Below are 12,079 nucleotides of genomic sequence, written 5' to 3' on the forward strand. Positions count from 1 at the left end.
TGCTGCCAGCCTTTTCAAATGGCAACAACTTCAACTCGAAAGCGGACGTATTGTGTAAAACCATGACAATGCAACGCCCGTATAGACTTGTGACTCACTTGCACGCAGTGGCGTGCACCTGCGGACTTTTTTCTTAACATGCCCAAGCGTAGCGACATAAGCAGCATCCTCGTTATCGGTGCAGGGCCGATCATCATCGGCCAAGCCTGTGAGTTTGACTATTCGGGCATGCAGGCCTGCAAGGCGCTGACCGACGAGGGTTTTCGCGTCATTCTCGTGAACTCCAACCCGGCCACGATCATGACCGATCCGGAAACAGCGGACGCGGTCTATATCGAGCCCATTACACCCGCTACTGTCGAGCGCATCATCGAAGTGGAGCGCCCGGATGCGCTGTTGCCGACCATGGGTGGGCAGACCGCGCTGAATTGCGCGTTGGATCTGTATAACGGCGAAGTCTTGAAACACCACGGTGTGGAGATGATCGGTGCCTCACAGGAGGCGATCGACACTGCCGAGGATCGCGAGGCGTTTCGCGAGGCGATGAACGAGATCGGCTTGGCCACGCCGGCTTCGGCCATCGTGCACAACGCCGCCGAAGGTGATGAAGTCGTGGCCCGCATCGGTTTTCCGATCATTTCACGGCCGTCGTTTACGCTCGGTGGCAGTGGTGGTGGCATTGCCTATAACCGTGAGGAGTTCGACGATCTGCTCGCGCGCGGGCTGGAACTGTCGCCGACGCACGAAGTGCTCCTGGAACAGTCGGTGCTGGGCTGGAAAGAATACGAAATGGAAGTTGTTCGTGACCACGCGGATAACTGCATCATCGTCTGCGCGATCGAAAACATCGATCCGATGGGCGTGCACACGGGCGACTCGATCACGGTTGCGCCGACCCAGACGCTGACCGACAAGGAATATCAGCGCATGCGCGATGGTTCGCTGGCATGCCTGCGCCGGATTGGCGTGGACACTGGCGGCTCGAATGTGCAATTCGCCATCAACCCGGTCGACGGGCAGATGATTGTCATTGAGATGAATCCGCGCGTGTCGCGCTCTTCGGCGCTGGCCTCCAAGGCGACAGGATTCCCGGTCGCCAAGGTCGCAGCCAAACTGGCAGTCGGTTATACGCTCGACGAACTGGCCAACGAAATCACCGGTGGCGCGACGCCGGCATCGTTTGAGCCGTCGATCGACTATGTCGTGACCAAGATGCCGCGGTTTACGTTCGAGAAATTCCCGGCTGCGGACAATCGACTGACCACACAGATGAAGTCGGTCGGAGAGGCTATGGCGATCGGGCGTAGTTTCCCCGAGTCGCTGCAAAAAGCCATGCGCAGTGTGGAAATCGGCTCGGATGGATTCGAACCCATCATGCCCGAGGCCGACGACGAAACCGTGTTGGCGCATCTGCGTACCGAGCTCGCCAACCCAAACCAGTACCGGCTTTGGCAGATTGGCGAGGCGCTGCGGCGCGACATGTCGCTGGCCGAGATCTTTGAATTAACGCAAATTGATCCGTGGTTTACCGAGCAGATTGCGGAAATCATCGCCATGGAAGGCGCGCTAGGCGCTGCGACACTCGCCTCGCTGGATGACGAAACACTGGCCGATTATAAGCGGATCGGGTTTTCCGATCGGCGCTTGGCGCGGCTGCTGGAAAGTGATGAATTCACCCTGCGCCGCACGCGGCAAAAAGCGAATGTAACGCCGGTGTATAAGCGCGTTGACTCGTGTGCGGCCGAATTCCCGACTGCGACGGCCTACCAGTACTCGACCTACGAACAAGTCTGTGAGGCCAGCCCCGGCACGGGCCGTAAGATCATGGTTCTGGGCGGTGGTCCCAACCGTATCGGGCAGGGCATCGAGTTCGACTATTGCTGCGTCCATGCTGCGCTGGCCATGCGCGAGGACGGTTGCGAAACGGTCATGGTCAACTGCAACCCAGAGACCGTGTCGACCGACTACGACACCTCCGATCGGCTGTATTTCGAGCCGTTGACGTTCGAGGACGTCATGGCTGTGGTCGATGTCGAGAAACCCGACGGCATCATCGTGCAGTACGGCGGGCAGACCCCGCTGGGGTTGGCGCGCCGTCTGGAAGCAGCGGGCGCGCCTATCATCGGTACGAGCCCGGATTCGATCGACCTGGCCGAGGATCGCGACCGATTCCTCAATTTGATCCACAAATTGGGCCTGAAACAACCGGCCAACCGTAGTGCGCGCTCGGAATCCGAGGCTATCGGTGCGGCCGCCGAAGTCGGCTACCCGATGGTGGTTCGGCCGTCGCACGTGCTTGGCGGTCGGGCGATGGAGGTCGTCTACAACCGCGATGAGCTCCAGCATTATATGGACAACAATGTCCGTGTTGCCAGTGATTCGCCCGTGCTGCTGGACCGCTTCCTGGAAGAGGCGATCGAGTTGGATGTCGACGCTGTATCCGACGGCGAGGCAGTTTATGTCGGCGGCATCATGGAGCATATCGAGCAGGCCGGCGTGCACTCCGGCGACTCAGCGTGTTGCCTGCCGCCGTACAGCCTCGACGAGGCGTTGCTGGCCGAGATACGTGAGCAGACCGCTACATTGGCCCGCGCGTTGTCGGTGGTTGGTTTGATGAACGTGCAGTTCGCCATTGTCGGGCGTGACGTCTATATCCTCGAGGTCAACCCGAGGGCATCGCGCACGGTGCCGTTTGTCTCCAAGGCGACCGGTGTGCCGCTAGCGCGGATCGCCGCGCGCGCCATGGCCGGCCAGTCTCTGGCGGATCAGGGCGTGACCCAAGCGGTTGAGCTGGGCCACTATGCTATTAAGGAAGCGGTCTTTCCATTCAAGAAATTTCCGGCTGTCGATCCATTGCTTGGCCCCGAGATGAAGTCCACCGGCGAAGTCATGGGGGCGGGGCGCACCTTCGGCGAAGCGTTTGCCAAATCGCAGCTTGCCGCCGGCATGGGGCTGCCCGACCACGGTACGGCTCTGATTACCGTACGCGATGCGGATAAATCAGCAGCGATCGAGCTTGGTCGGACACTCACGGCCGCCGGACTTGAATTGGTCGCGACACGCGGCACCGCGGACGCGCTGAACGAAGCCGGCGTTGCTTGCCGCGTGGTCAATAAAGTCAAACAAGGCCGGCCGCATATTGTCGACATGATTAAGAACGGCGAAATCGCGCTGGTGATCAATACCACCGAGGGCAAGAAGGCCATCGAGGAATCGCGTTCGATCCGGATTGCGGCGCTGCGCTACCAGGTTGCTTATTTCACGACTATCGCCGGCGCGCGCGCGTGCAGCGAGGCGTTAAGCGAATCTGCGACCGGTGCGGTATATCGGTTGCAGGCGCTTCAGCAGGCCGCGGAATAAAGCCTGCTGCGATAGGGCGGCGCGGCATAGCTTGCGCGATCCCGCTATAATCACGGTATGAGTCTTGATGAAGACGCACCGGCGGTCGACGCTAAGCCGATCAGTTTCCGGTGCCCCGAGAAAGAAGATGGCGCCGATCTGATCCGGCTAGTGCGCGGTACCGGCGTTCTGGATGTTAACTCGGCTTACGCCTACATGCTGATTGGTGAGCATCACGCGCATACCAGTGTGCTCGCCGAAATCGAAGGTGAGCCGGTCGGTTTCGTATCGGCGTATCGGCCACATTCGTTGCCGGAAACGCTGTTCGTGTGGCAGGTAGGGGTCGCCGAGGCGGGCCGTGGCCAAGGCCTGGCCACGCGCATGTTGTTCGACATCCTGACGCGGCCAATCTGCGAAGACGTGCGTTATCTCGATACGACTATCGCGACCAATAATGACGCGTCGAAAACCCTGTTCCGGCGATTGGCTGAGCGCATCAACGCTAACTGCGACGTACAAGAGCTGTTCTCAGCCGAGATGTTCGAAAACGAACAGGCCGCCGAGCATCTGTTTCGTATTGGGCCTTTCGACACCACCGTAATCCGCGCGCAGAACCTATAGCGCGCGCCCAGACGGGCTACAGGCCCAGGAGTTAAATATGCAGACGATCGAGCGTCTCGAATCCGAAGTCCGCGGTTACGTCCGTTCATTTCCGACCGTGTTTTCCACGGCCAAGGGCAATCGACAGACCGACGAAAACGCGCGTGAATATATCGACTTCTTTGGCGGCGCGGGCGCGCTCAATTATGGCCACAACGATGAGGCCATGAAAAAAGCGTTGATCGATTACATCGAGTCGGACGGCGTGACCCACGGCCTCGATACGGCGACGGCCGCCAAGCAACGGTTTCTGGAGGCGTTCGACGAAATCGTGATGAAGCCGCGGGATATGAACTATAAGCTTCAGTTCCCGGGGCCGACCGGTACCAACGCTGTCGAAGCCGCGCTAAAACTCGCTCGCAAAGTCACCGGCCGCAGCCAGATCATGCACTTCACGCATGGGTTCCACGGCATGACGCTCGGGGCTATGACCGTAACCGCCAACGCTGCGATTCGTGAAAGCGCTGGCGTGGATATTGCGGACAGCACGGTCGTGCCCTATAGCGATTTCTACGACGACCCGCAGCAGTCGATCGCCTATATCGAGCGCATGTTGACCGATCCGTTTTCGGGCATGGACAAACCGGCGGCGATGATTGTCGAAGCCGTGCAAGGCGAGGGCGGGATCCATGTCGCCGACTATGATTGGCTCAAAGAGATCGAGCGCCTCTGTCGCGACCACGATATTTTGCTAATCCTGGATGAAATACAAGCCGGTGTTGGTCGGACTGGCCCGTTTTTCGCCTTTGAGCCGTCGGGCATCAAGCCGGACATGATTACGATGGCCAAATCGGTATCGGGTTATGGCCTGCCGATGTCGCTCGTTTTGATCCGGCCCGAGATCGACGAATGGGATGCCGGCGAGCATACCGGCACATTCCGTGGCAACAACCATGCGTTTGTCACTGCAGTCGCTGCGCTGGAGACCTATTGGCGCGACGATACGCTCCATCAGGAAACGCTTCGAAAAGGCGAGCATGCCCGAGAGCGCATGCGTTCCATGATTGATCGCGTGGACGGATTCAACGCCACGATTCGTGGTCAGGGGCTTTTTATCGGTATGGACTGCGAGCGCCCGGAACTCGGCAACGAGATTTCGGCTGCCTGCTTTGAGCGTGGCCTGATCCTGGAGACGACCGGCGAGGATGATCGCGTCGTCAAGGTGATGCCGCCATTGATCACGCCCGATGCCGATCTCGATGCGGGGCTGGATATCCTCGAAGACGCCGTCAAATATGTCGGGCGTCAGCATGGGCTTGCCGGTACAGCCGCTTGATGCACACACCCGGTCCGATAACCGCCGAACTGATCACCTAAGGAGTCGTCCATGAAAATTATACGAACCGAAGAATTGCGTGGCACGGACCGCGAAGTCATAAGCCCCGATGGTTGGACCAGTGTTCGTTGGCTTCTGAAGTCCGACGGCATGGGGTACTCGTTCCACGAAACGACATTCCCGCCGGGCCTCGAGTGCGATATGTGGTACAAGTACCACCTGGAGGCGGTGTTTTGTTATCAGGGCGAAGGTTCGATCGTTAATCGTGATACCGGCGAGGAGTTTCAGATTTCTCCCGGTACCGTGTACGCACTCGATGAGCACGATCGCCACACGCTCAAAGCAAGTAGCGAGCTCAAACTCGTCTGTGTCTTCAATCCGCCGTGTACCGGCCGGGAAATGCACGACGAAGATGGCAGCTACCTGCCGGATACGGAATAGTTGACGCAGCAGCATATTTAGCCCGCCCCGGGAGCGAGGAGATCGCAACGTTTCGGCCAGGCGTTGTGGCCAGGCTGTCAATCGGATCGGTTACAAGAAGCCGCCGAGCATCAAGATAAATAAGAGTTCCGAAAATTGGTGATCGACGCGTTGCGCCGAAGCGTTCAGTCGTGCGCAAGTTGGGCATTTAGCACTTACGCTGCGCTGGTTGTACTTGCCTGTAATCTGATCACGTGGCCACTCCTGCTACTGATCCCTGGCGCCGATCGCCGCCGGGCGGTTGCGCGGTTCGGCACGCTGATGGTGGTTCGCCTGGCCGGTATCGGTTTGCGAGTGGAAGGTCGTGACAACTTGCCGCCGGGACCTTGCGTCGTGGTGGCCAATCATCGAAGTTATTTCGACGGCCTCGCATTGATCTGTGCGCTGCCAGCTGGCTTTTCCCCCATGATTAAGGACGCTGTGCGTCAAATCCCGGTTTTGGGGCGGGTGATGGCGCGCGCGGGCTCGCTCTACGTTCGTCGTACGCCGGCGAGAGAGGCTGGCCTCGATACGCTGCGTGTCATTCGCCGCGTTCGGGGTGGCGTGTCGCCCGCGGTATTTGCCGAGGGGACGCTGTCGCCGGATCATGGCCTGCTTCCCCTGCGCGATGGTGCGTTTTTAATCGCGGCGCGTGCCGGATTACCGGTTGTGCCGGTGGCTATCCAGGGGAGCGATAACGTGCTGCCGTCCGGCGGTCGACGGCTCCGATGTGGACGGATTACGGTACGAATTGGCCAGCCCTTATCAGCGGCTGGGCGCGATTGGGCGGCCGGCGGCGTGCTTAGAGATCGTATCGAGCATGCGCTCTGGGGCTTGTTATCGCCGGCCACTGCGTCGTGGCGGTCAACACTTTGTGCCGCCGACTATTATGCGAAAGCACTGAGCGCGTATACCGACCCGGCGGTCGTTATCGATCTGGATACGCTATCGGCCTGTCTGCGCTCTACATTGCGTCGCTTGCCATCGAAACCTTTGCGCTTCGATGCACGCGTGCTGGGTGATGCTGCCCTTGCACGTCGCATCTGGCGAAGCGATGTCCGGATCAATGCAGTGTTGTTTGACTGCGTCGGTACGGCGAAGGATTGGGTCAATAACCGGGGGTTTGACGATGCGCTGATTGCACCGCCTACTATCGAGTCCAAAGAAGCGGCACAAATGGCGATGCTGGCGGCTGAAACGCGACGCGTGGCCGTCGCCGTGTCGCATTCGGCCGATCTCGCAGCGTTGGAGCACGCACTGCAAGATTGCCGGCGCTCGCTCGTGGTTTGGGCGCGCGTGACCGATAGTGGCGCACAATCCTGTGATGCGGCGATCCAGCAAATCCAAACGATCGTGGATGTCTGCCGAAAACGTTCCGTATTTCGTCTGGGCGGTATTCTGATCGAGCCGGCCCAGCTTGAAAGGCAGTCGTGTGCCGGCGGTTCCGCCGCCGATGTGAAAACCTTGATCGAGCGAGCGGCAACGATTACGACGCCCGTGTCAGTCCTTGGAGCGACCACGTCGATGGCGATACATCGATTGCGCTGTGTCAACGAAGTCGTGTTTGGTCAGGAGCTCGAGCAGGCGACCCCGGCTGACAGCAGCGGCTGGGTGTTTGCTGGGCGCACTCATGATCGGGCCGGGCGGCGCGGTGTCATGCCGATCGATGTCCGTTCACTACGCGGATGCCGCGAACGACGGATTGATCTGTATGGCGGGTCGATCGTGGCCGATCAGGCCGCGCCACGCGAGCAAGTAAACGTTAGCGGTTGAGTCTTTAAAATCTGGGCGCTCACGCCGGCCATCTTAATCCGTAGCGCCATCGACGATGGACATGCTCACAATGCCGGCAACCGGTGGCCGCGGGCCGTATTGCGAGCTAGCTTGTACGATATGAATCTTCGGTATCGGATAGTCGTGTTATGAACCATTACAGCCTTGATGATTACACCCGCCCTGTGCTGGAAACGCCGGAGCCGGGCGCAAAGTTGTTACTGCACTCATGCTGCGCACCGTGCGGCGGTGAGATCCTCGAAGCGGTGACAGCTGCTGGTATTGATACGACGGTGTATTTCTATAACCCCAATATTCACCCAGCCGCCGAGTACGAAATGCGCAAGGACGAGGATAAGCGTTTCTGCGACAAACTCGGCGTGCCGCATATCGACGGCGATTATGACACCGAGCATTGGTTCGATCGCATCAAGGGGCTAGAAGACGAGCCTGAACGTGGCAAACGCTGCACGGTGTGTTTCGACGTGCGTTTCGAGCGCACCGCGGCTTACGCAGCAAAGCATGGATTTGGCGTGATTTCGTCGACGCTCGGTATTTCGCGTTGGAAGAATATGGAACAAATCAATGATTGCGGCGTGCGCGCGGCCTCGCGTTATGACGACGTCACCTACTGGACGATCAACTGGCGCAAGAAGGGCGGTTCACAGCGCATGATTGAGATTGCCAAGCGCGAATCGTTCTACCAGCAGGAATATTGTGGCTGTGTCTACAGCCTGCGGGACACCAATCGTCATCGCCGTTCGCAGGGGCGACCGCGCGTGCAAAAAGGGGTCAAGTTTTATGGCCGCGAGGCGATTACAGGTGGCGATGGCCGCGGTGAATACCCGGCGCGTGATACCGAATCAACCGATTGATCGAGCTGTTGCGTAGCGCGCTTAACGTCGTTGTTTGTGTCGGCAAAGTGAGATGAGCGCTACCGAGCCGGCCGCAGGCGTGGGCGATAAAACGCGGGTGACGCTGCTGGGGGCGATTCTCAATTTGCCGCTGGCGGCGATCAAGATCCTGGCCGGGATTTTCGGTCACTCACAGGCGTTGTTGGCCGACGGTATCCATTCGGCTGCCGATCTGATCGGTGATGCGCTGGTTTTTACCTCGGTCCGTGTCGCTAGCCGCAACGCCGACGCCGACCATCCGTACGGCCACGCGCGCATTGAGACAGCGGCAACCGGTGGTGTGGCGCTGTTTTTGTTGATTACGGCCGGTAGCCTCGCCTATGGCGGCGGGTTGGATGTCATCCGGGGTGATGCAAGTGGGGCAGCACCGACGGTTTTAGCACTCGCGGTGGCGCTGGCGTCGCTGGCGTTCAAAGAAGCGCTTTTCTGGTATACCTTGGCCATCGCGCGACGGACGCAGTCGCCGCTGCTACGTGCCAACGCTTGGCACCATCGTAGCGATGCGCTGTCATCGATTGCCGCCATCGCCGGCATCATTGGATCCATGCTGGGTGTGCCCATCGGCGATGGCCTTGCAACGATCGCGATCGCGCTCATGCTGGCGATAATTGGCGCACGCTACGGTTGGCAAAGTTTTCGTGAGTTAACCGATGCAGGGCTTACGCCGGACCGGGTGCGTGCCGTGCGCGAGCGGATCATGGCTGTGCCGGGCGTGTACCGGATGCGCCGGCTGCGAACGCGCGTCATGGGCGGTCACGATGCGTTTGCCGACGTCGGCGTGCTGGTTGATCCGTATCTGAGCCTAACCGAGGCACACCGCATCAGTGAGCGTATCAGCGCCGAATTGATTGGTGCGATCGACGAGATCGCCGACGTTTGCGTTCACATCGAGCCCGACGGTCAGGCCGATAAGCCGGCTGCGCATGGCCTGCCGTTGCGCGAGGAAATATTACCGACGCTGCGGACGCGCTGGGCCGTTGTCGACATTGCGCAACGGATCGAGCGCGTCGTGCTGCACTATGTCGAAGACGCGATATGGGTTGATTTGGTGCTGCCGCTCGAACTCGCGAGTGAAGACGCCACGCATCAGGCCGCGTTCGACCGGGCACTGGCCGACCTAACGACCGTTGCCGGCGTGCGCCTCTATTACGTCCGATGCGCCCGTGCTATGCACGGTGCATGACCAACGTATTGAGTCGCTCACGGGCCGCCGAAGGCCCGCGCCTTATCAATAAGCGAATTCGGTAAACACTGGATCGACCGATTCGCGCCAGCGCCCGTGATAGAGCGATAGCAGGTCATCCGCGGCCGTTGTCTCGCTGTCGGCGATGGCCTCCAGTTGTTTCAGGAACTGGGTTTCGTCGCGTTCGAATGAATCGAGGCGGGCCCGGCGCTCGAGCCCGCGGCGGGCGATCGCCAATACCTCGCGGGCGGTCGCAGCCAATGGTCGCCCGCGGAATGATGCGGCGAGACCGTCGACTGCGGCACGCTCGCGCAGATAGTGGCGTTCGTCGCGCGTGAAGTCGCGGCACAACTGCCAGGCTTCGTCGAGCGCCTGGCTGTCGTAACACAAGCCCGCCCATAAAGCCGGCAGCGCACACAGCCGTCCCCACGGGCCGCCATCGGCACCGCGCATTTCCATGAAACGCTTCAATCGCACTTCCGGAAACAGGGTGGTCAGATGATCATCCCAATCCGATAACGTGGGATATTCACCAGGCAGCGCGGGTAGTTTGCCGGCCAGGAAGTCACGAAACGATTGCCCGGCCGCATCGAGATATTGCCCGTCGCGAAAGACGAAATACATCGGCACATCGAGCGCGTAGTCGACATAGCTTTCGAAGCCCATGTTCGACTCGAAGACCCAGTCGAGCATGCCAGAGCGGTCCGGATCGGTATCGGTCCAGATATGGCTGCGATAACTCTTGTAACCATTGGGTCGGCCCTCGGTGAATGGCGAATTCGCGAACAGGGCCGTTGCGATCGGCTGCAGCGCTAGACCGACTCGGAATTTCTTGATCATGTCGGCTTCCGAGCCATAGTCGATATTGACCTGGACCGTCGAGGTTCGGAGCATCATGTCGAGGCCTAGCGAGCCGACTTTCGGCATGTAATCGCCCATGATTTTGTAGCGTTCGCGCGGCATCCATGGACACTCATCGCGTGCCCATTTGGGTTGGAAACCGAGGCCGATCAGGCCGGCGCCGAGCTCGTCGCCGACCGCTTTGGCTTGATCGAGATGGGCGTTGACCTCGTTGCATGCCTCATGGATCGACTCCAGTGGCGCACCGGCCAGCTCCAGTTGTCCGCCGGGCTCCAGCGTAATGTGGCAGCCACCGGACTCGAGCGCGACGACGTCATCACCCTCGAACATCGGCGTCCAGCCGTACTCGGTGAGTCGCTGCAGGAAGGCGCTGATGCTGCGCTGACCGTAGAACGGCAGTGGTTGGAGGCTGTCGCGGTCGAACACGAACTTCTCGTGTTCGGTGCCCAGGCGCCAGCGGCTTGGTGGTTTGCAGCCCTCTTCGAAGTAATTGATGAGCTGGCGCCGGTCACTTATCGGTGCGCCACCAGATTTTGAGGGTGCGGACATGGCGAACTCCAGATGTTAAGCGACGACAGCTATACGCGCATCGCAATACGCTCTAGATGATAGCGACGCGCGTTGATTCAAGCGATTCATCTGGACGCCGCTAGCGGTCAAACTTTATGTCGACGCCAGTATGGCGACAAACATGATGGCTAGCACGCGAGACTTGAGCCACAATGGTCGTATGTCGACGCTCGCATCCATCGCAGACCGCTATCTGCGGCTGACCCGTTTGAATAAGCCCATCGGTATTTTATTGGTTGGTTGGCCCATGCTTTGGGCTCTGTGGTTGGCCGCCGATGGTCTGCCCAGTGCGTGGATACTGACCGTGTTCGTAATCGGCGCGATCTTGATGCGCTCGGCGGGTTGCGTGGTCAACGATTTTGCCGATCGCCGAATCGATGGCGGCGTTAAACGAACCCGCGAACGTCCGATTGCGACTGGTGAAGTGACGCCAGGCGAAGCGCTCGTGCTTTGTGGTGTGCTCTGTGTGTTGGCGTTTGCGTTGGTGCTGACGTTGAATGCCGTCACCATTGTGATGTCGCTCGTGGCCGTCGGGCTGGCGATGTTGTATCCGTTCACCAAGCGCCTGACGTTTTGGCCGCAGGCGTTTCTGGGCCTGGCTTTCGGCTGGGCCGTGCCGATGGCGTACACTGCTGTGATTGGAACCGTGCCGCTAAGCGGTTGGATACTTTTCGCCGCAACCCTGGTCTGGGCGCTGATCTACGATAGCTTCTATGCCATAGTCGACCGCGACGACGACATCAAACTCGGTGTGAAGTCGACGGCTGTGCTTTGGGGACGCTTCGAGCTCGCGTTCATTGCATTGTTTCAGGTAATTTTTTTTGGCCTGCTGGTCGCAGTCGGTGTCGTTGTGGCGCTAGGCGCGGCATACTATGTCGGACTCGCCGTTGCCGCGGCCATGGCGGTCTATCATCAGTGGCTGACGCGGCATCGTGATCGCATGGCCTGTTTTCGCGCCTTCATGCAACATAATGTGATGGGCGGCATCATATTCGCCGGCATCGTCATCGCCCAGTTGCTGGGGTGACAGGCTGGCCACAGCTG

General features: G+C 59.7%; 9 protein-coding genes. 8 read left to right on the forward strand and 1 reads right to left on the reverse strand.

All coding sequences use genetic code 11. The annotated features are described in order from the left end of the window. Positions 1-138: 138 nt before the first annotated feature. The 7 genes from carB to HKX41_10035 all read left to right on the forward strand — a co-directional run bounded on the left by carB (position 139) and on the right by HKX41_10035 (position 9,604). Positions 139-3,360, forward strand: coding sequence for a carbamoyl-phosphate synthase large subunit (gene carB / locus HKX41_10005; GenBank protein ID NNC24475.1), 3,222 nt, complete (start codon positions 139-141; stop codon positions 3,358-3,360). A gap of 57 nt (positions 3,361-3,417) precedes the next feature. Continuing rightward, entirely contained in the window at positions 3,418-3,960 is a 543-nt protein-coding gene (gene ectA, locus HKX41_10010) for a diaminobutyrate acetyltransferase (GenBank protein ID NNC24476.1), read from the forward strand. Positions 3,961-3,997: 37 nt separating this feature from the next. Further along, positions 3,998-5,275 (forward strand): diaminobutyrate--2-oxoglutarate transaminase, encoded by a 1,278-nt coding sequence (gene ectB / locus HKX41_10015; GenBank protein ID NNC24477.1) that lies wholly within the window; start codon positions 3,998-4,000, stop codon positions 5,273-5,275. 51 nt (positions 5,276-5,326) lie between these two features. After that, complete coding sequence (locus HKX41_10020; GenBank protein NNC24478.1) at positions 5,327-5,716, forward strand: ectoine synthase; 390 nt, start codon at positions 5,327-5,329, stop codon at positions 5,714-5,716. A gap of 300 nt (positions 5,717-6,016) precedes the next feature. Continuing rightward, positions 6,017-7,507: a hypothetical protein gene (locus HKX41_10025; protein ID NNC24479.1), complete on the forward strand. Its 1,491-nt coding sequence runs from the start codon at positions 6,017-6,019 to the stop codon at positions 7,505-7,507. Between the two features lie 149 nt (positions 7,508-7,656). Beyond that, positions 7,657-8,382 (forward strand): epoxyqueuosine reductase QueH, encoded by a 726-nt coding sequence (locus HKX41_10030; GenBank protein ID NNC24480.1) that lies wholly within the window; start codon positions 7,657-7,659, stop codon positions 8,380-8,382. A 52-nt stretch (positions 8,383-8,434) separates the two neighbouring features. Beyond that, positions 8,435-9,604, forward strand: a complete 1,170-nt coding sequence (locus HKX41_10035) for a cation transporter (GenBank protein NNC24481.1) — start codon at positions 8,435-8,437, stop codon at positions 9,602-9,604. 45 nt (positions 9,605-9,649) lie between these two features. Here the strand turns inward: HKX41_10035 and HKX41_10040 are convergent, their stop codons facing one another. Then, a complete protein-coding gene (locus HKX41_10040; protein ID NNC24482.1) occupies positions 9,650-11,014 on the reverse strand; it encodes a glutamate--cysteine ligase in 1,365 nt (454 codons plus the stop codon). Positions 11,015-11,156: 142 nt separating this feature from the next. Between HKX41_10040 and ubiA the strand changes: the two genes are divergently transcribed. Beyond that, positions 11,157-12,062, forward strand: a complete 906-nt coding sequence (gene ubiA / locus HKX41_10045) for a 4-hydroxybenzoate octaprenyltransferase (protein ID NNC24483.1) — start codon at positions 11,157-11,159, stop codon at positions 12,060-12,062. The last annotated feature ends 17 nt before the right edge of the window (positions 12,063-12,079 follow it).

The organism is Salifodinibacter halophilus, from assembly GCA_012999515.1.
Taxonomy (GTDB): domain Bacteria; phylum Pseudomonadota; class Gammaproteobacteria; order Nevskiales; family Salinisphaeraceae; genus Salifodinibacter; species Salifodinibacter halophilus.